This window comes from Aeromicrobium halocynthiae, assembly GCF_039531385.1.
Taxonomy (GTDB): Bacteria; Actinomycetota; Actinomycetes; order Propionibacteriales; family Nocardioidaceae; genus Aeromicrobium; species Aeromicrobium halocynthiae.
The window spans coordinates 196702-214443 of record NZ_BAAAPY010000002.1 but is presented as its reverse complement, the minus strand read 5'-3'; the positions used below and the strand labels follow the sequence as shown (position 1 = coordinate 214443).

Sequence of the window (17742 nt, the reverse complement as noted above, 5' to 3'; positions counted from 1 at the left end):
GCGCACCGCGGCATCCTCTACGTCGACGAGGTGAACCTGCTGCACGACCACCTCGTCGCCCTCCTGCTCGACGCGGCCGCGATGGGCCGGGCCACGGTCGAGCGCGACGGTGTCTCGGTCGAGCACGCGGCCCGGTTCGTGCTCGTCGGGACGATGAACCCCGAGGAGGGCGAGCTGCGCCCGCAGCTGCTCGACCGGTTCGGGCTGACCGTCGAGGTCGCCGCGCCGCGCGATCCGAGGACGCGTGTGGAGGTGGTGCGCCGACGCATCGCCTTCGAGACCGACCCCGATGGCTTCGCCGAGCGCTTCGCCGCGGACGAGCAGCAGCTGACCGACCGGATCCGCGCCGCCCAGGAGCTGGTGGAGAAGGTCGAGCCGAGCGACTGGGCGCTGCTGAAGATCGCCCAGGTGTGCGCCGCCTTCGACGTCGACGGCATGCGGGCCGACATCGTCACCGCCCGTGCCGCCGCCGCGCACGCGGCCTGGAACGGACGCACCGACGTCCTGCGTGAGGACATCCGCGCCGCGGCCCTGCTCTCGCTGCCGCACCGGCGCCGGCGCAACCCGTTCGACGCGCCGGGCATCGACGAGGACCTCCTCGACGAGATCCTCGGTGACGACGAGCCCCCCACCGACCCGACGCCCGACGATCCCACCCCCGACGACCAGCACCCGCTCGAGGACCAGGACGACGCCGGCCAGGAGTCCCAGCCGTCCGAGGCGTCGGACGAGGACGGGCCCGGCGACGGTGGCGCCGCCGAGGGTGGACCGGGCGAGGGTGCCGGACAGGACACCGCCGACGACGTCACCACCGACGGAGCCGGCCGCCCGGACCCGACGACGACCGTCGCGGCCCAGCAGCCGTACCGCCCTCGCCTCATGACGGTGCGCGGCACCGGTGCCGGGGAGTCGGGGCGACGCTCGCGCGCCGTCACGAGCTCCGGTCGACGCATCGGCGCCTCCGTGCCCGGGCGCGGCGGCAGTGGCATCCACCTGGTCGAGACGATCCGCGCCGCGGCTCCCCACCAGGCGACCCGAACGCGCACCGGCTCGCGCATCGCCTTCGCTGGTGACGACCTGCGGGTCGCCGTCAGGGAGGGCAGGGAGTCCAACCTCGTCCTGTTCTGCGTCGACGCCTCGGGCTCGATGGCCGCCCGCCGTCGCATGGAGCAGGTCAAGACCGCGATCCTCTCGCTCCTGCTCGACGCCTACCAGCGACGCGACAAGGTCGGCCTCGTGACGTTCCGGGGCGACGAGGCCACGCTCGCGCTGCCCCCGACGTCGTCGATCGACATCGCCGCCCGGCGCCTCGAGGACCTCCCCGCGGGCGGGCGCACCCCCCTCGCCGAGGGACTGCAGCAGGTCGAGAAGGTGCTCCGCCTCGAGGCCGTCCGCGACCCCCGTCGGCGTCCGTTGCTCGTGGTCGTCACCGACGGACGCGCCACCCACGGCGTCGACCCGCTGGGTCGCGCCCACCGGATGGCCGCCCACCTGGCCGACACCGGCGTCTCGAGCGTCGTCGTCGACTGCGAGACCGGGCGCTTCCGGCTGGGGCTCGGCGAACGACTGGCCGAGCACCTGCGCGCCGAGCACGTGCCCCTCGGGGAGGTCAGCGCCGAGGCGCTCGCCGGCGTCGTCCGCTCGGAGACCGTCGGGCTCGGCACGGGACGGAGCGCCTGATGCCACAGGGACAGCCGCTCGTCGTCCCCGACGACGGGCTCACCACCCGCCAGCGGCGCAACCAGCCGCTGCTGATGGTCCACACCGGCGACGGCAAGGGCAAGTCCACCGCCGCGTTCGGCCTCGCGCTGCGCGGCTGGAACCAGGGCTGGAGCATCGGCGTCTTCCAGTTCGTCAAGTCCGCCAAGTGGCGCATCGGGGAGCAGACCGTCCTCGAGCGGCTCGGCGAGCTGCACGAGCAGACCGGCGAGGGCGGACCCGTCGAGTGGCACAAGATGGGATCGGGCTGGTCGTGGTCGCGCAAGCCCGGCACCGAGACCGACCACGCCGCCGAGGCCGCCGAGGGGTGGGCCGAGGTCAAGCGCCGTCTCGCCGAGCAGACCCACGACCTCTACGTCCTCGACGAGTTCACCTACCTCATGGAGCGCGGCTGGATCGACGTCGACGACGTCGTCACCACCCTCACGCAGCGCCCCGGACGTCAGTACGTCGCGATGACCGGTCGACGCGCCGCCCCCGAGCTCGTCGAGATCGCCGACCTCGTGACCGAGATGCGGCACGTCAAGCATCCCTTCGACCGCGGCCAGAAGGGCCAGCGAGGGATCGAGTGGTGACATGACCTCCTCGCACGTCCTGCCCCGGCTCGTCATCGCCGCGCCCGCGTCCGGGCACGGCAAGACCACCGTCGCCACCGGACTCATGGCCGCGCTGAGCCGTGCCGGCCACGTCGTCTCCGGCCACAAGGTCGGCCCCGACTACATCGACCCCGGCTACCACGCGCTCGCCACCGGCCGGCCCGGCCGCAACCTCGACCCGCACCTCGTCGGTGAGGACCGCCTCGGTCCGCTGCTCGTGCACGGTGCGCTGCACGCCGGGCCGCCGGCGGACGTCGCGATCGTCGAGGGGGTCATGGGGCTGCACGACGGGCAGATCGGCGGCGACGGCTTCTCCTCCACCGCCCACGTCGCCCGCCTGACGCAGAGCCCCGTCGTGCTTGTCGTCGACGTCTCCCACGCGTCACGGTCCATTGCCGCGATGGTGCAGGGAATGGTGGGGTTCGACCCCCACGTGCGCGTCGTCGGCGTCATCCTCAACAAGGTCGGCTCCCAGCGCCACGGCGACGAGGTGTGCCGTGCCATGGAGCAGACCGGCGTGCCCGTGCTCGGCGTGCTGCACCGCGACGACGCCGTCGTGGCGCCCTCGCGCCACCTCGGCCTGGTGCCCGCCGCGGAGCGCTCCGACGCCGCCGACGCACTCGACCGCCTCGCCCACGCCATCGGTCGCACGATCGACCTGCCGCAGCTGATGTCCCTCGCCCGGTCCGCCCCCGACCTCGCCGTCGACGCCTGGTCGCCTCCCGGCCCGACGGCCGAAGCGCCACGCGGCACCGAGAGGCCCGTCGTCGCCGTCGCGGGCGGTCGCGCCTTCACCTTCCGCTACACCGAGACCACCGAGCTCCTCGCCTCCCTCGGCTGCGACGTCGCCGTCTTCGACCCCCTGGAGGACGCCTCGCTGCCCGACGGCACCCGCGCCCTCTACCTCGGCGGTGGGTTCCCGGAGGTCCACGCCGCGGGACTGTCCGCCAACGAACCCCTGCGGCACGCCCTCCGCGAGGCCGTAGCCGCCGGCGTGCCCACCTACGCCGAGTGCGCCGGCCTGCTCTACCTGTGCCGCAGCGTCGACGGCGCGCCCATGGTCGGCGCCATCGACGCCCAGGCCACCATGACCCCGCGCCTGACCCTCGCCTACCGCTCCTGGGTCTCCCCCGCCGACACGCTCGTCGCTCCCGCCGGCGCCCGCGTCACCGGCCACGAGTTCCACCGCACGACGGTGACCCCCGGGATCCCCCATGAGCAGGACGAGGGCTCGGCTGCATGGACCGGGCCGCAGGGTCCTGCCGGCTTCGCCACCGCGAGGCTGCACGCCTCCTACCTGCACACCCACTGGGCCGGCCACCCGCAGATGGCCGAGCGCTTCGTCGCGGCGGCCAGGAACACCCCCGTCCGCCGCAGCACCTTGGCACCCACGGCCTCGGCCGCTTCGCGCCACGTCGAGCACCCGACGCGTGCACCCGAGGTCGCTGACGGAGATCGTGCCGCCACCGACCCGCTGCGCTGGCACGGAGACCGTGAGGTCGGTCCGAGCCTCGTCGACCTCGCCGTGAACACCTACGACGGAGCGCGCCCCGACTGGCTCGAGGAGGCCCTCGCAGCAGCCGACGTCGGCTCCTACCCCGACCCCACTCCCGGCGAGCACGCCCTCGCCCGTCGCCACGGACGACGACCCGCCGAGGTCCTCGCCACCGCCGGCGCCGCCGAGGCGTTCGCGCTCGTCGCCGGACTGCGACCGTGGCGCTGCCCCGTCGTCGTCCACCCGCAGTTCACCGAGCCCGACGTCGCGCTCGCCCGCGAGGGCCACCAGGTGCGCCACGTGGTGAGCAGCCCCGGCAGCGGCTTCCGCCTCGAGCCCGACCGGGTCCCCGAGGAGGCCGACCTCGTCGTCCTCGGCAACCCCACGAACCCCACCGGCGTCCTGCACCCCGCCCGCACCATCGACGAGCTCCGCCGACCCGGGCGGCTCGTCGTCGTCGACGAGGCCTTCATGGACGGCCTCGCCGGCGAGCCCCAGTCGCTCGCCGACGCCCCCCGTCCCGGCGTGCTCGTGGTGCGCAGCCTGACCAAGCTGTGGTCCATCCCCGGCGTCCGCGCCGGGTACGTGCTCGGCGACGCCGACACGGTCGCGGCCCTGCGTGCCCGCCAGACACCGTGGTCGGTGAGCGCCGCCGCCGTGGCCGCCATGATCGCGTGCTCGAGCGAACGGGCGCTGGCCGAGACCGCCGTCCGTGCCACCGCCCTCGCCCGGAACCGCGCCGTCCTGACCGACGGCCTCACCGAGCTCGGCGTCCCGCACGTCGACGGGCCCGCCCCGTTCGTCCTCGCTCGTCCCGGGCCCGGCATGCACACCCGGTTGCGGACGGCCGGCTTCGCCACGCGCCGCGCCGACACCTTCCCCGGCCTCGACGACAGCTGGCTTCGCCTGTCGGTCCGACGACCCGACGTCGCCCGCAAGCTGCTGGCGACCCTGCGGATGGAGCTCACGTGATCGGCTACGACCTGACCGGACGCACCGCCCTCGTCCTCGGCGCCGACGCGCACGCCGCCGCCGAGGTGGGTGCGCTCGTCGACGCCGGGGCGACCGTGACCGTCGCCGCGGTCCGCCGCCAGGGCCTCGGGGAGCAGCAGGACACCTGCGCCATCGTCGACGACCTCGCCGCACGAGGGCTCGTCCGCGTCGTCGACGTCTCCGACGCCGACCCCTCGGCGTTCGACGTCGTCGTGCGTCCCCGTGGTCGCCGCGACGCACCCCTGCGCAGCGGCCCCGGTCGCGTCACGCTCGTCGGCGGCGGTCCGGGCGACCCCGGCCTGCTGACGCTCGCCGGTCGCGCCGCGATCGAGACCGCGGACGTCGTCGTCGCCGACCGACTGGCCCCCCTCGCCGCGCTCCGCTGGGCTCCGGAGCACGCCGAGGTCATCGACGTCGGCAAGATCCCCGGCGGACGCAGCACCGGACAGGACGAGATCAACCGCCTGCTCGTCGACCACGCCAAGGCCGGCAAGCACGTCGTCCGCTTCAAGGGCGGCGACTCCTTCGTCTTCGGCCGCGGCGGCGAGGAGGCCATCGCGTGCGCCGGCGCCGGCGTGGAGGTGACGGTCGTGCCGGGCGTCTCGTCCTCGATCGCCGGACCCGCCCTCGCCGGCGTCCCCGTCACCCACCGTGGGCTCGTGCAGGGGTTCACCGTCGTGTCCGGGCACGTGCCGCCGGGCCACGAGTCCTCGACGCTCGACTACGCCGCCCTCGCCCGCCTCGGCACCACGATCGTCGTGCTCATGGGCGTGCGGACGCTGCCGGCCATCTGCGCCGAGCTCGTGCGTCACGGCCTCACCCCCACCACCCCCGTCACCGTGGTGGCCGACGCGAGCCTGCCCAGCCAGGTGCGGGTCCGCGGCACCCTCGAGACGATCGACGAGCGCCTCCGCACCGCCCAGGTCGGGCCCCCGGCCATCGCCGTGATCGGCGCCGTCGCCGACCTCGGCGGCCTGCCGTGATCGTCCTGATGCGGCACGGCGAGTCCACCTGGAACGCCGCCGGACGGATGCAGTACCAGAACCCACAGCCGCCGCTGACCCCGCGCGGACGCGACCAGGTCACCGCGGCGGCCGCCGTCCTGGCCGGTCTGGTCGGCTCCGTGATCACGTCGCCTGCGACCCGCGCGCGGCAGAGCGCGCAGATCATCGCCGACGTCCTCGCCCTGCCGCTCGTCGAGGACCCCCGTCTCGTCGAGCTCGGCCGCGGTGAGAGCCTCGACACGCTCTCCCGGAGGGTCCTCGCGGTCGTCGACGACGTCCGCGCCACCGGCCCGGAGCGCCCCGTCCTGCTCGTCACGCACGGCGACGTCATCGCCCACGCGGCACGACTGCTGGCCGACGTCCCACTCCCCCTGCCGACCAACGCGTCGGCCGTTCGGCTCGTTCCTCGAGAAGGCACTCCTGCGTGGGCCCTCGATGCCCTATGCTGACACTCGTCCGCGCAGGAGGAAGCCGGTGAGAGTCCGGCACAGTCGCGCTACTGTGACACCCGCTCGTCGGGTGGAGTCAGACCCTCTCGTGGACAGCCCATCCATCTCAGGGACGCAGGAATCCCGCAGGAGGCACCCATGAGCCAGCTCAACCCCGTCGCGTCACCCGGCATCGACGCCGACCTCGACGCGATCACCGTCCCCATCGCAGAGCTCGCCCCGTGGGCGATCTTCGCGGTGCTCCTCGCCACCGTGGCGTTGTACTTCATCGGCACCGAGCAGGGCGCACTGACGCTGCTGTCCGGCGACGTCGTGCACGAGTGGGTCCACGACGGACGCCACCTGCTCGGCTTCCCCTGCCACTGACGCTCGCTCTGGCGTCCGCGGTCTCGCGGTTCGGGCGAGCAGCGGGAGCTAGGCAGTGGTCTCGGTGCGCCGTCGAGTGGCCCGGTCCACACCGGCCGAGCAGCCCGGACCTACGACCACCACCCCACCCCACGCCGGTCGGGTAGGCCGGACCGCGACGCAGGAGCCGGTCCGGACGTATCGAGACCACCACGCAAGGAACTCCACATGACCGCACGCACCTACCTCGTCAACGGCCTGGTGGCCGGCCTCGTGGCCGGGCTGCTGGCCTTCGCCGTCGCCTTCGCCGTCGGTGAGCCGCCCATCGACGAGGCCATCGCCGTCGAGGAGGCCGCCTCCGCCGGCGTCGTCGAGGACGAGCCCGCCACCGAGGAGGGGCACAACACCGAGGTCACCCGCGGCCAGCAGGCCGGACCGGGGCTCGCCACCGCGCTGGTCATCTTCGGTGTCGTGCTCGGCGGCATCACTGGGATCGGTGCCGCCTTCGCGGCCGGGCGGCTCGGGCGACTGCGGCCGGTGGGGGCCGTGGCCCTCGTCGCCGGCGCCGGGTTCGTCTCCTACACGCTGGTGCCGTGGGTGAAGTACCCGCCGAACCCGCCCGCCGTCGGCAGCGAGGAGACCCTCGGTGAGCGGACGGCCCTCTTCTTCTCCTTCGTCAGCCTGTCGGTGCTGGTGGCGTTGTTCGTCGTCATGCTCGCCGCGCGGCTCATCGCGCGGATCGGGGCGACGAACGCCGTCGCGGTCACCGTGCTGGTCTACGTCGCGGTGATGGTCGTCGGTGGGGTGGCCCTGCCGCCGATCGAGGAGGTGCCGGCCGACTTCCCGGCGACGACGCTCTACGACTTCCGCGTGAGCGCGCTGCTCACCCAGGGCACGCTGTGGCTCGGCATCGGCCTGCTGCTGTCGGTGCTGACCGCGCGCTCGGAGGAGCGGACGCTCGCCGAGGCGCGTCGCCGTGCGGAGGTGGCGGCGCTGTGAAGGTCACCGTGAGCGCCCCCGACGCCGCTGCCCGCGCTGCTGCCGAGGAGCGCCTGGCCGCGCTCGCGACGCCGGCCGGTGCGCTCGGACGCCTCGGCGATCTAGGGGTCTGGCTGGCGGCGGTGCAGGGTGTCGTGCCGCCACGGCCTCCCGCCGCCGTCCGCGCGGTGGTCTTCGCCGGCGACCACGGCGTCGCCGCGCACGGGGTCTCCGCCTACCCTGCCGCCGTCACGCCGGCGATGGTCCGCTCCTTCGCCGCCGGCACGGCAGGGGTGTGCGCTCTGGCACGTCAGCACGACGTCCACCTGCGCGTGCTCGACCTCGGCGTCGACGACGACCTCGACGGCATCGACCCGGCGGTCAGGGCCCACAAGGTGCGCCGGGGCAGCGGCGCGATCCACGTCGAGGACGCGCTCGAACGAGCCGAGACCGAGCAGGCGCTGGCGACGGGCGCCGCGGTCGCGGACGAGGAGATCGCCGCCGGCGCCGACCTGCTGATCGGCGGCGACATGGGCATCGGCAACACCACGCCGACAGCCGCCCTCGTGGCGGCGGCACTGGGGCTGCCTGCCGAGGACGTCGTGGGACGCGGCACGGGCGTCGACGACGAGGGGCTCGACCGCAAGACCGACGTCGTCCGAGCGGCGCTGCAGCGCGCCGGCGACCGCGTGGACGACCCGGTGGAGCGGCTCACCGCCCTGGGCTCGGCCGACCTCGCCGCCACCGTCGGCTTCCTCGCTCGCGCCGCGGAGCGCGGGGTGCCGGTGGTGCTGGACGGGCTGATCTCCGTCGCCTGCGCGCTCACGGCCGAGGACCTCGCCCCCGGAGCCACGCAATGGTTCGTCGCGGGCCACCGCTCCACGGAGCCGGCGCAGTCGCTGGCCCTCGAGAAGCTCGGCCTCGAGCCGCTCGTCGATGCACGCATGCGCCTCGGCGAGGGGTCCGGCGCCGTCGCCGCCGTCCCGCTGCTGCGCTCGGCCGCCCTGCTCCTCGCCGAGACCGCCCTGCTGTCCGACCTGCTGTGACCCGCCCCGCCGAGGGCGACCCCGCCACCGGGACCCCTGATCGGTCTCCAGTGCCCGGACGACGCGGAGCAGCCCGCGCGGCGGGACTCGTCGTCGGCTTCGTCCTCGACCGCCGGCTCGGCGACCCCGCACGCTTCCACCCGGTCGCGGGGTTCGGCCGGCTGGCCGGCGCCCTCGAGAAGCTCACCTACGCCGACCGACGGGCGAACGGCGTCATCCACGTCGCCGTCCTCGTCGGCGGCTCGGCCCTGCTCGGCCTGGCAGCCGATCGCGCGGCCCGCCGACTCGGCCCCCTCGGTGAGTCCGCCGCCGTCGCCGCCGTGACGTGGACCGTGCTGGGTGGCCGGTCGCTGGAGCGTGAGGCCCTCGCCGTCGCGGCCCTGCTCGAGGCGGGCGACCTGCCGGCGGCTCGGCAGCGCGTCACCCACCTCGTGGGCCGCGACCCCGACCGCCTCGACGAGTCCGCCGTCGTCCGGGCCACCGTCGAGTCCGTCGCGGAGAACACCTCCGACGCCGTCGTCGCCCCCCTGCTGGCCGGTGGACTCGCCGGTGTGCCCGGGTTGCTCGCCTACCGCGCCGCGAACACCCTCGACGCGATGGTCGGGCACCGCACGCCGCGGCTGCGGAGCTTCGGCTGGGCGGCCGCCCGGTTCGACGACGTCCTCAACCTCGTGCCCGCGCGGGTGGCGGCGGCCTCGGCGGCCGCGTGCGCGCCGCTCGTCGGCGGCTCCCCCGTCCGGTCGGTGCGCACCTGGCGTCGCGACGCGGCCGCCCACCCGAGCCCGAACGCCGGGCCGGTCGAGGCGGCGTTCGCCGGCGCCCTCGACGTGCGGCTCGGTGGCGTGAACGTCTACGAGGGACGCACCGAGGACCGCCACACCCTCGGCGACGGCCCCACCCCCGCCCTCGCCGACGTCGAGCGGTCGACCCGGCTGGCGCATGCCGTCGACCTCACCGCCCTCGGCGTCGCGGCGGCCGTCGCGACCGGCTGCGGCCGACGCCGGAGAACGCACGCCTCTCGACCGACGACCCGGTAGGACCGATCAGTCAGCCGTCGATCGACCGCACCCACGTCAGCGCGGCCTCGGCGTCCCCGACGGTCTCGACCCCGGCCGGACTCGCCGGCCGGCGCACGACCACGACCGGCAGTCCCAGTTCGGCGGCGACGTCGAGCTTGGCGACGGTGTGCGCGCCGCCGGAGTCCTTGGTGACGACGACGTCGACGCCGTGCTCCGCAACGAGGGCGCGCTCGGCGTCGTGGTCGTAGGGGCCGCGGCTCAGGCGCACGGTCCATGTCGCAGGCAGGTCCTGCTCCGGCGGGTCCACGACACGCACGAGCGCGGCACGGTCGGCGAGCGGCCCGGTGAAGCGGTGCAGGCTCTGCCGGCCGATGGTGAGGAACGGACGACGACCGAGGTCGGCGGTGGTCCGGGCGGCGGTGTCGTGGTCGTCGACCCAGTGCCACCGGTCCGCGTCCGGGTGGGTCGACCAGCCGGGACGCTCCAGGCGCAGGAGCGGGACCCCGGCCGCCGCACACGCCTGTGCGGCGTTCACCGAGATGGTGGCCGCGAAGGGGTGCGTCGCGTCGACGACGGCGACCGTCCCACTCGCCCGCAGGTGGTCGCGCAGTCCCTCGACGCCACCGAATCCGCCGACGCGCACCTCCCCGACCGGTAGGCGCGGCCGGGCCACCCGGCCGGCGAGCGACGTCGTGAAGGCGAGGCCGTCGGCGTCGAGCAGCCGCGCCAGGGCACGCGCCTCCCCGGTGCCGCCGAGGACGAGGATCATGCTCCTCCTCCGGCCGGGGGGAGCACCGGGAGACTGCCGGGGCCGTCGTGGGCCAGGGCCAGCAGGGCGTCGACGTCGAGGTGCTCCTCGACGAGGTCGCCCAGCCGCTCGAGCCTCGCCTCGCGCCGCTGGGCGAACGAGACGTCGGACTCGGGCAGCGTCACTCCCGACGCCTGCGCGACGCGCGCGAGCAGTGCTCGGCGGAACGCGTCGGACTCCAGCGACCCGTGCCACATCGTGCCGTGCACGAGGCCTCGGGCGGCACCGCCGAGGAACGGCTCGTCACCCCCGGTGGTGATGCGGCCGTGGTGGATCTCGTACCCGCCGACCGGGTGGCCCCACGCCTCGCCGGACGGCAGGCGCAGCACCTTGTCGGCGTCGAACCGGGTGACGACGTCGAGCAGCCCGAGCCCGTCCACCTCCGCCGGCTCTCCGCTCTCGACGCCGGCGGGATCGAGAACCTGCCGTCCGAGCATCTGGAACCCGCCACAGATGCCCAGGACGGCGCGGCCCGCCCGGGCGTGGGCGACGACCGCCGCGTCGAGCCCGCGCGAGCGCAACCACGCGAGGTCGTCGACGGTGGCGCGGGTGCCCGGCAGGACGACGAGGTCGGCGCCGGCGAGGTCGCGGGGCTCGGAGACGAACGTGACGTCGACGCCCGGCTCGAGCCCGAGGGCGTCGACGTCGGTGAAGTTGCTGATGCGCGGCAGCCGCACCACCGCGACCCGCAGCCCGGACCCGGCACTGCGGCGGCCCTCGAGGTCGAGCGCGTCCTCGGAGTCGAGCCACAGGGTCGGGTCCCACGGCAGCGTGCCGAACACGCGCCGTCCGGTGAGCCGCTCCAGCTGGCGAAGGCCGGGCGCCAGGAGGCTCGGGTCGCCGCGGAACTTGTTGACGACGAAGCCCGCGACGAGCGCCTGGTCGGCGACGTCGAGCAGCGCGACGGTCCCGAACATCGACGCGAACACCCCGCCGCGGTCGATGTCGCCGACCACCACGACCGGCATGCCGGCGTGCTGGGCCAGGCCCATGTTGACGTAGTCCGACGACCGCAGGTTGATCTCCGCGGGGCTCCCCGCGCCCTCGGCGACCACGACGTCGTACCGGCTCGACAGGTCGTCGAACGCCTCGTGCGCGGCGCGGGCCAGGTGACGGCGACCATCGACGAAGTCGCTCGCGGTGACCTCCCCTGCGGGTCGGCCCATCACCACGACGTGGCTGCGACGGTCCCCGCCGGGCTTGAGCAGCACCGGGTTCATGGCGACCTCGGGCGCTGCCCGTGCGGCGAGCGCCTGCACCCACTGGGCCCGTCCGATCTCGCCGGTGGCCGTGCCAGTACCGACCACCATGGAGTTGTTCGACATGTTCTGCGCCTTGTACGGCGCGACCGCCAGACCCCGTCGGGAGAGGGCACGGCACAGTCCCGTCGTGACGACGCTCTTGCCGGCGTCGGAGGTCGTGCCGGCCACGAGCAGGGAGCCGGGCATGGGCTCAAGACTAGGGCCAGGGGACCCGGGCGGATGGTGCCGGGACCGGTGGGGACGCCCCGGGTCCGAGCCCGGCCGAGCATCGGGCACGATGTCCTCGGCCACGTCCCCGACCCAGCCGGAAGGAGCCCCTCGTGCACGTCCTGATCGCCACCGACGGTTCACGCCAGTCCCTCGCCTCGGCGACCTACCTGCGCGCCATCGTCGATCCCTCCACCGTGACCTCGGTGGGTGTGGTCGCGGTCCTCAGCCCGCTCGCCGCGGTCCCGTTCGCCAAGGACGACGCGGAGCCCGCCCCCAAGGCGCAGCGGTCCTTCCGCCGGGCGGCGGAGGAGGCGACGGCGGAGGTCGCGGCCGGCCTCGAGGGATGGGGCCCGCCGGTGACGAGGCACGTCTACTCCGGCACGCCCGCGACGGAGATCCTCCAGGCGGCCGAGCGGTTCGGCTCCGGGCTCATCGTCATCGCCTCGCGCAGCTCACGACGTCAGGCCGTGCTCATGGGCTCGGTGACCCACAAGGTCATGAACCAGGCCACGTGCCCGGTGCTGGTGCACCGTGCCACCGGCCATCCGCGCCGCGCGAAGAAGCGCACCGCCAAGAAGACCGCGACCGACTGAGCCTCAGCGCCGGTCGACGGGCTGCTTGTTCAACCACGGCGCGAGCAGCTGGGTGATCCACGGCAGCAGCAGGTAGGTCATCGTCGGGGTCATCACCAGCACGGTCACCGTGACCCGCAACGGGAGCCACACGTCCGGCGCCCACTGGGACGCGGCCAGGTTGAGCACGAGGCTCAGCGGCCAGAAGACGATGAAGATGGCCACCATCTGCTTCCAGCGGGGCGGGGGCACCGGTGCCGGTCGCAGGTCCTCGACGTCGACGTCGCTCGGGTCGTCGAACCAGCCCTCGATGCCGGTGCGGCGCTCGACGCGCGTCTCGGCGACGAACCCCTGCGCCGACTCCAGCCACCAGCGGCGCTGCTCGGACTCGACCCATCCCGCGAGGCTGGCGTCGTCGGCGAAGCGGAAGAGCATGTGCCACTCCTGCGAGCCGGGCGCCGGTCGGACCCACCCGGCGCCGAGGAACCCGTCGAAGCGCTCCGAGAGCTGGGTCCCGGCCCGCAGCCAGGCCAGCATCTGGTCCTCGTGGTCGGGGTCGACGTGCCGCGTGATGGAGACGGTGACGGGTCCGGACATGCCCTCAGGGTAGGGAAGGCACGACGACCGGCGGCGACGGGTGGAGCGAGGCTCAGAGCGCGCGGGCGAGCACCGCGATGAACGACAGCATCGCGACGACGACCGAGACGGGGACGAGCCACAGCGCGGCGATCGTGACCGTGACGGTGGTGCCGATCTTGGGCGGCAGGAAGTAGCGCGCGCGGGGGAGGTCGCCGACGCCGTCGATCCACCGACCGGTCATCCTCACGCCGCTCCACATGCCCTTCATGCGGGAGAAGATTCGGGCTCCTCCGCCGCCGCCGATCGCGGTCAGCACGCCGCGGGTCTCGTCGACCCGTTCGCTCATGGAGACGGCGATGCCGAGCTCGGTGGCGAGCACGTCCGGCTCCTCGACGGCCTGGAGGATGCGGTGACGCCGCGCCCCGAACGCGAAGGAGACCAGCCCCATGAGCACGGCGATCACCAGCAGGACGACCCGGTCGACGCCGGAGGCCGCGAGGGCGAGACCGACGGTGGCGAGGATGAACGGGATCGGCAGCACGAGCAGCGCCAGTGTCGGGATCCGCAGCAACCGGACGGCCGGCACCAGCACGCGCGTCGCTCGCTCCGCGGCCACGACGGTCTGGCCGTCGACACGACCGGCGATGTTGCCGACCGTCTCGTTCGTCCGCTCGCTCCAGGACCGTCTCTTCTCCATGGATCCAGCCTAGTCAGCAGGTCCTCGCCGGGCGGGGGTCGTCGCGGCCCGCATCGCCAGTAGTCTGCGCCGGTGGCCATCGTCCTGTCGCTGATCTCCGCGCTGTCCTACGGCGTCTCGGACTTCCTCGGCGGCATCGTCAGCAAGCGCGCCGGACCGTGGCAGGTCGCCGTGGTGGGTCAGACCTCCTCGACCCTCTGCATCGCCGTCGCCGCCGTGATCATCGGCGGCACGCCTGACTCGTCCGACTGGTGGTGGGGAGCCGCCGCCGGAGCGGGCACAGGGGTGGGGGCCGCGTTCCTGTACCGCGGGCTCGCCGGGTCGCGGATGGGTGTCGTGGCACCGCTGTCGGCCGTCACGTGCGCCCTGCTCCCGGTCCTCGTCGGGCTCGGCCTCGGCGAACGTCCCGGGCTGTACGCCGGCCTCGGCATCGCGCTCGCGTTCCCCGCGATCGCGCTCGTCGCCCGCATGGTCGACGGCGACCTCACCCACCGCGGTGGTGTCATCGACGGGACCGTCGCCGGGCTCGGCTTCGGCGTCCTCTTCGTCGCGATCGGTCAGGTCGGCGACGACGCGGGCCTCTACCCCCTGATCCTGACGCAGGCCGCGTCGGTCGTGAGCGTCGTGCTGACGGCCGTCATCATGCGTCAGGTGTGGGTGCCGCGCGTGCCCGCGGCGTGGTGGGCCCTCGTCATGGGGCCGCTCGGTGCCCTCGCGACCGGTTCCTTCCTGCTCGCCACGAGCTTCGGGCTGCTGTCGGTCGTCGCGGTCATCTCCTCGCTCTACCCGGCCGCGACGGTCGTGCTGGCGGCCGTCGTGCTGCGCGAACGCATCCTCGGCCCGCAGGCGGTCGGGCTCCTGCTCGCAGCGCTCGCGGTCTCGCTCGTCGCGCTCGGGTAGCGCCCCTACTTGAGGAACTTGCTCGTGGAGCGGTCCTTGAGCCGCTGGCCACCGGTCTGGCACGTCGGGCAGTACTGCAGCGAGGAGTCGCTGAACGTCACCTCGGCGACCGTGTCACCGCAGACCGGGCACGTCTGCCCCGTGCGGCCGTGGACCCGCATGCGGGTGCGCTTGTCGTCCTTGAGGTCGGCGGCCGGTCGGCCCGTGGCCTCCTCGAGGGCCTCGGTCAGAACGCTGCGGACCGCCGCGTCGAGCCGCTCGACCGCGTCGTCGTCGAGGTCGGCAGCGATCGCGAAGGGCGACAGCCGGGCGGTGTGCAGGATCTCGTCGCTGTAGGCGTTGCCGATGCCGGACAGGATCGTCTGGTCGCGCAGGAACCGCTTGACCTGCATGCGACGTCCCGCGAGCAGGCTCGCCAGGTCGAGGTCGGGGTCGAGGGCGTCCGGCCCCAGCGCCGCGATGCCCGGCACGTCGCCCGGGTCGCGGACGACGTACATCGCCAGGCCCTTGCGTGTCCCGGCCTCGGTGAGGTCGAAGCCGACGCTCGGTCCGTCACCGGCGTCGAGGCGCACCCGTGCCGTCAGCGGGCCGTTGCCCATCTTCAGGCGCTTGTCGCCGAAGGAGTCCGACCACCGCAGCCACCCCGCCTTGGCGAGGTGGACCACGAGGTGCAGGCCGTCGACGTCGAGGTCGAGGAACTTGCCGTGGCGCGTGACGCCGGTGACCTGCAGACCCGCGAGGGCGGTCACCGGCGGGTCGAAGGTCTTCAGGACCGAGAACGACGCCAGCTCGACGTCGGCCATCGTCAGCCCCACGGCCCTGTCCCGCAGGAAGGCCGCGAGCGCGTCCACCTCGGGCAGCTCGGGCATGCGGCCAGCGTAGTCCGGTCTCGCAGACACGGCCCGGGATGCGGGCCGGGCCCTACGGGGATCGGGGCGGGCAGCCACGAACCGACGAGATCCGGTCCATCTCGGCGCACCCACCGAGTGCTCGAGCCCGGCTCACCCGTCGTGGCGCGAGTAGAAGCCCTCCATCGCCGGCCAGGCGGTGCGCCGGGCGCTGCGTCCGGTCAGCACGCCCAGGTGACCGCCGGGAGCGGGCGTCAGCTGGGTGTCGAGGGCGTTCGGCACCAGCTCCAGCAGGTGCTCGACCGCCGGCTGCGGAGCGAGGGTGTCCTCGGTGCCGGCGACGACGTGCACGGGCTGGTGGACGTCGGACAGGGACACCGTGCGGCCGCCCAGCTCCATCGTGCCTCCGGCGAACTCGTTGCTGCGCATGACGACGTGGTACAGCTGCCCGAACGTGCGGCCGGGGTAGGCGTACATGTTGTCCATGAACCGGTCGACGGCCTCCAGCTGGGCGAGGAAGTCGCGGTCGTCGGCGTTCGCGAGGATCGCCAGCGGCTTGGTGAGGTACTTGTCGAGGGCGGAGATCTGGAAGCCCAGACGGGTGAGCGTCGCCGGGACCCCGCCGATGCTGCGGTAGGCCACCCCGACGAACGGTCCCAGCACCGTGTTGACTGGTCGCGCGAGTGCGAGCAGCGGCACCTGTCGCAGGTCGAACGGGCTGCCCACGGCCGTCGCCGACGCGATGGGCAGGCTCGGGTCGGCCGCCGTCGTCAGGACCGTGAAGATGCCACCGAGGCTCCACCCGGTGAGGTGCACGGCGGGCGCATCGGCGTCGTCGACGACGTGGGCGATCGCGGTGGGGATGACGGTGTCGGTCCAGTGCTCGATGCCGAGGTGCTTGTGCTCGAAGCTCACCGGGCCGTAGTCGACGAGGTAGACCGGACGGCCCTGGCCGACGAAGTACTCCACGACGCTGTTGCCGCGGCGCAGGTCGAAGGCGATCGCGGGCGCCGCGAGCGGGGGCACGAACAGCACCGGCAGCCCCCGCTGCTCCACGCCGGGCACCGGGTCGTAGCGGAACAGCGACGCGTGCGGCGTGACCTTCACGAGGGTGCGCGGGGTGGCGCGCAGGTCGGCGAGCCGGCGACGCCGGACCTTGTCGTTCAGGTTGTCGACGGCAGCGCCGAGATCACGCGGCACGCGAGGGGCGAGGAGGGACACGAAGCCCGATTGTGGCACGTCCGGCGCCCTGAGCCCCAGGGAGCGCAGCTCCACGGCCGCGAGCGCGCGCACCGTCTCGGGGTCGCCGCGACGCCAGGCGTCGCCGACGCCGCGACCGACCTGGGCCAGCTCGGGCAGGCAGCGGCGGGCGACGGCGCGCGCCGCGAAGAGGTCGAGGTCCGTCGAGTCGGCGAGCAGACGACGAGCCGCGGTCGCCTCCCGCACGAAGCCCACCCGCCCGGGGAGCGGGCAGAGGAGTAGCGGTCCTGCGCCGTCGGTCGCACACTGGTCCTGCCGAGCTCCCGAGCAGAAGGGCCACGACGTGCCCACCCACGACCACGGCGACCTGAGCGCCGTCTACGTCAACTGCACGCTCAAGCCGTCGCCGCAGACGTCGAACACCGCAGGGCTGATGCAGGTCAGTGCCGACGTCCTTCGCGGCGAGGGGGTGAGCGTCGACGAGATCCGCCTCGTCGACCACCCGGTCGCCTTCGGCGTGCAGCCCGACATGCGCGAGCTCGGCTTCCCCGACGACGCCTGGCCCGACCTGTACCCGCGCATCCTGGCAGCCGACATCCTCGTCATCGGCACGCCGCTGTGGCTGGGCGAGAAGTCGAGCGTGTGCAGCCTGCTCGTCGAGCGCCTCTACGCGCTGTCCGGCGAGCTGAACGACAAGGGCCAGTCGATCTACTACGGCAAGGTCGGGGGGATCGTCGTCACCGGCAACGAGGACGGCATCAAGCACGCCGGCATGAACCTGACCTACTCGCTGCAGCACCTCGGCTACACGGTGGGACCGCAGGTCGACGCCGGCTGGATCGGCGAGGTGGGGCCGGGACCGTCCTACCTCGACGCGGGCTCGGGCGGTCCGGAGAACGACTTCACGCAGCGGAACACGCGCATCATGTCGTGGAACCTCATGCACGTGGCCAGGCTGTTGAAGGACGCAGGTGGTCTGCCCGCCCAGGGCAACACCCGCTGAACGTCAGGACGCTGTCGAG

General features: G+C 73.9%; 18 protein-coding genes, 1 pseudogene and 1 riboswitch. Of the genes and pseudogenes, 13 read left to right on the top strand and 6 right to left on the bottom strand.

The features are described from left to right. From ABD213_RS15075 to ABD213_RS05030, 10 genes and pseudogenes are all read left to right on the top strand, one after another. Positions 1–597: pseudogene (locus ABD213_RS15075) on the top strand (ATP-binding protein); the annotation flags it as partial. 282 nt (positions 598–879) lie between these two features. Further along, entirely contained in the window at positions 880–1680 is an 801-nt protein-coding gene (locus ABD213_RS15070; protein ID WP_425546020.1) for a vWA domain-containing protein, read from the top strand. Continuing rightward, positions 1680–2294 (top strand): cob(I)yrinic acid a,c-diamide adenosyltransferase, encoded by a 615-nt coding sequence (cobO, locus tag ABD213_RS05065; RefSeq protein ID WP_344325300.1) that lies wholly within the window; start codon positions 1680–1682, stop codon positions 2292–2294. Before ABD213_RS15070 ends, cobO begins: the two co-directional genes overlap by 1 nt. Before the next feature lies 1 nt (position 2295). Then, positions 2296–4782: a bifunctional hydrogenobyrinic acid a,c-diamide synthase/histidinol phosphate aminotransferase CobBC gene (gene cobBC / locus ABD213_RS05060; protein ID WP_344325297.1), complete on the top strand. Its 2487-nt coding sequence runs from the start codon at positions 2296–2298 to the stop codon at positions 4780–4782. Positions 4783–5045: 263 nt separating this feature from the next. Then, positions 5046–5786, top strand: a complete 741-nt coding sequence (cobA, locus tag ABD213_RS05055) for a uroporphyrinogen-III C-methyltransferase (protein WP_344325575.1) — start codon at positions 5046–5048, stop codon at positions 5784–5786. Then, positions 5783–6256: a histidine phosphatase family protein gene (locus ABD213_RS05050; RefSeq protein ID WP_344325294.1), complete on the top strand. Its 474-nt coding sequence runs from the start codon at positions 5783–5785 to the stop codon at positions 6254–6256. The genes cobA and ABD213_RS05050 overlap by 4 nt, the downstream gene beginning before the upstream one ends. Continuing rightward, positions 6226–6362, top strand: a riboswitch (cobalamin riboswitch). Its footprint overlaps the gene before it by 31 nt. Before the next feature lie 32 nt (positions 6363–6394). Beyond that, positions 6395–6622 (top strand): CbtB domain-containing protein, encoded by a 228-nt coding sequence (locus ABD213_RS05045; protein WP_344325291.1) that lies wholly within the window; start codon positions 6395–6397, stop codon positions 6620–6622. Positions 6623–6829: 207 nt separating this feature from the next. Beyond that, complete coding sequence (locus ABD213_RS05040; RefSeq protein WP_344325288.1) at positions 6830–7600, top strand: CbtA family protein; 771 nt, start codon at positions 6830–6832, stop codon at positions 7598–7600. After that, the gene (gene cobT / locus ABD213_RS05035) at positions 7597–8625 is read left to right on the top strand and encodes a nicotinate-nucleotide--dimethylbenzimidazole phosphoribosyltransferase (RefSeq protein ID WP_344325281.1); all 1029 of its coding nucleotides are present in this window, start codon (positions 7597–7599) and stop codon (positions 8623–8625) included. Before ABD213_RS05040 ends, cobT begins: the two co-directional genes overlap by 4 nt. 50 nt (positions 8626–8675) lie before the next feature. Then, positions 8676–9662, top strand: a complete 987-nt coding sequence (locus ABD213_RS05030) for a cobalamin biosynthesis protein (protein WP_344325278.1) — start codon at positions 8676–8678, stop codon at positions 9660–9662. Between the two features lie 10 nt (positions 9663–9672). Here ABD213_RS05030 and ABD213_RS05025 read toward each other — a convergent pair whose 3' ends face one another. Both ABD213_RS05025 and ABD213_RS05020 read right to left on the bottom strand, forming a co-directional pair. After that, positions 9673–10413, bottom strand: coding sequence for a cobalt-precorrin-6A reductase (locus tag ABD213_RS05025; RefSeq protein WP_344325272.1), 741 nt, complete (start codon positions 10411–10413; stop codon positions 9673–9675). Further along, positions 10410–11900: a cobyric acid synthase gene (locus ABD213_RS05020; RefSeq protein ID WP_344325269.1), complete on the bottom strand. Its 1491-nt coding sequence runs from the start codon at positions 11898–11900 to the stop codon at positions 10410–10412. Before ABD213_RS05020 ends, ABD213_RS05025 begins: the two co-directional genes overlap by 4 nt. Before the next feature lie 134 nt (positions 11901–12034). Between ABD213_RS05020 and ABD213_RS05015 the strand changes: the two genes are divergently transcribed. After that, complete coding sequence (locus ABD213_RS05015) at positions 12035–12517, top strand: universal stress protein (protein ID WP_344325266.1); 483 nt, start codon at positions 12035–12037, stop codon at positions 12515–12517. A 3-nt stretch (positions 12518–12520) separates the two neighbouring features. Here the strand turns inward: ABD213_RS05015 and ABD213_RS05010 are convergent, their stop codons facing one another. Further along, positions 12521–13093, bottom strand: a complete 573-nt coding sequence (locus tag ABD213_RS05010; RefSeq protein ID WP_344325263.1) for an antibiotic biosynthesis monooxygenase — start codon at positions 13091–13093, stop codon at positions 12521–12523. 52 nt (positions 13094–13145) lie between these two features. Continuing rightward, complete coding sequence (locus tag ABD213_RS05005) at positions 13146–13772, bottom strand: hypothetical protein (protein ID WP_344325260.1); 627 nt, start codon at positions 13770–13772, stop codon at positions 13146–13148. Between the two features lie 72 nt (positions 13773–13844). Here ABD213_RS05005 and ABD213_RS05000 point away from each other — a divergent pair, with 72 nt between their 5' ends. Beyond that, the gene (locus tag ABD213_RS05000) at positions 13845–14672 is read left to right on the top strand and encodes an EamA family transporter (RefSeq protein WP_344325258.1); all 828 of its coding nucleotides are present in this window, start codon (positions 13845–13847) and stop codon (positions 14670–14672) included. 5 nt (positions 14673–14677) lie between these two features. On the opposite strand, the gene ABD213_RS04995 is transcribed toward ABD213_RS05000, so the two are convergent. Next, positions 14678–15541, bottom strand: a complete 864-nt coding sequence (locus tag ABD213_RS04995; protein ID WP_344325256.1) for a DNA-formamidopyrimidine glycosylase family protein — start codon at positions 15539–15541, stop codon at positions 14678–14680. Positions 15542–15673: 132 nt separating this feature from the next. Beyond that, positions 15674–16966, bottom strand: coding sequence for an alpha/beta hydrolase (locus tag ABD213_RS04990; RefSeq protein ID WP_344325253.1), 1293 nt, complete (start codon positions 16964–16966; stop codon positions 15674–15676). A 97-nt stretch (positions 16967–17063) separates the two neighbouring features. Between ABD213_RS04990 and ABD213_RS04985 the strand changes: the two genes are divergently transcribed. Further along, on the top strand, positions 17064–17723 hold the full coding sequence (locus ABD213_RS04985) for a flavodoxin family protein (RefSeq protein ID WP_344325250.1): 660 nt from the start codon (positions 17064–17066) through the stop codon (positions 17721–17723). The last annotated feature ends 19 nt before the right edge of the window (positions 17724–17742 follow it).